This window comes from Nesterenkonia sphaerica (genome assembly GCF_005771565.1).
In the GTDB taxonomy this organism is placed as follows: domain Bacteria; phylum Actinomycetota; class Actinomycetes; order Actinomycetales; family Micrococcaceae; genus Nesterenkonia; species Nesterenkonia sphaerica.
On record NZ_VAWA01000029.1, the window covers coordinates 1 to 1,716 of the forward strand.

1 protein-coding gene is annotated in these 1,716 nt (G+C 60.5%); it reads right to left on the reverse strand.

Features of this window, described 5'->3' with window-relative positions; genetic code table 11:
* Positions 1 to 469 precede the first annotated feature (469 nt).
* Positions 470 to 1,716: hypothetical protein (locus tag FEF27_RS12485; protein ID WP_166430021.1), on the reverse strand; the 1,247-nt coding region annotated here is incomplete at its 5' end.

The window sequence follows — 1,716 nt, forward strand, 5'->3', positions numbered from 1 at the left end:
TGAGCCAGGATCAAACTCTCCATCAAAAAAATAATAGAGAAACAACAACGCAGTTCAACGGTCCCACCCTGCCGGAAAAACAGAGCCTCACGGGACCATATTTACCAACGCTGTTGGATAATCCATGGCTAATGTCGCAGATATCCATCACGGGGGTGACAGACCTGCGACGATAACCAATACAAATAATTGGTTTTCAACAAACTTGGCACACTATTGAGTTCTCAAGCTACAAACACCCCGGCACCACCAGAAGAAACTTCCCTCTGGATCGCTCCGGAGCAACTTTTCAATCTTACCGGACCCGATTCCTGAGTGTCAACTCAGCGTGTCGCTTCCGTTTGGATGGAGGATTGGACCTAACGGCCCGGGTGCGCACTTCGACTCTGGGTGAATTCCCTTCGCAACGAAGCGCGGATAGTTACTCTAGCACCAGCTTCCGGAGAATGTAAACTCGGCGGAAAATCCGCTAGTTTTCGGCCTGCAGCAGCATGGACGGGCGGAAAACCCACCGACCTTCCCAACGCGAAAACAGCTCGAGTGCCGCCGTCAGCATTGCTGCGCGGAAGAAGACTGAATCCACTGCTGCGCTGTCAGCGTCGGAGGCCCGGTACCCTTCGAGGAACTTCGCGGATGCCTCCTCGTACCACTGCCCGAAATTCACCGGTGCTGAAGAAGTCTCGACACTGCCGGCAGCTGCAGGCTCACCGGAGACTTCATCGCCGCGGTCGGTTTCCTTCGAAGCCTCCACGTCGGCTGGAGGCAGGTCGCTGGCCACTTCCATAACCAGGTGCGCCAAGGACATCAGCGCAGTCGTGACATCACGGAATCCTGGAGCATGTTCCAGGAATCCTCCCGCTTCGCTGACCACCCACCGGTCCTCGGTCAGCTGATGAAACTGAGCCAAGCTCAGTTGTCCATGAATCCGTTGGAGCAGCAGCGGCTCATCAGCATCCCGCAGCTGCATGCTGATCAGCTCAATGACTTCACTGAGATCTGCCGCTTCCTCTTCGTCAAACTCCTCCCGCACCCGGTGCCACTGAGCGAGCAGGGCATGCTGAGCGTCTACGGCGGCGGCTTTCAGCTGGTCCTGCGTCTGCGGGTAGGCGCCGAAGGAGCCCGCGAGGTCAGCGTGGAAGTTGCCCAAGAGATGGCCCAACATCCGCGCGCTTGAGGTGAAGGGGCTTCCGGCCCGGAGCGCATCTCGGGCAGCGCCCCACGCCTCTGGCGCTTCGGCACCCGCCTCCCGAATGACCACCAAGTCCGCGCTCACCCACTCCGCGCTGCTCCATTGGTCACTGAACCCCCGGTCCTCCCACGCGCCAGTCACGGTGCCGAGCACTCGCGATACAGCCGTGGAGTGCGCAGCGGTCAGAGTGTGGATGGTTTCCAGGAGAATATCCCGCCGGGGGGCCGGGCGCCGGGGAAAGTCCAGGGTCACCATCTGGTGCCAGGCCGCGTCGTCGATGCCGCTGGGCTGGACCAGAGTCCGGGTGCTTTGCGGCAGAATTGGCTCGGCGGGCTGGCGGCGGACCTCCAAGGTGAAGGCGTCCCACTGATCGAAACCAGCGTAGGCGCGCCCCCTGGAGCGGCCATTCCGGCTGCCCTGCTGCCGGCGGGCCATCTCCAAGACTGCGGCCAGGAAGGCGCGGTCTCGGGCGCCATCATAGACCCACCACTCGTTGCCGTCCTGTGCAGTGAGTTTTCCGATAAAGG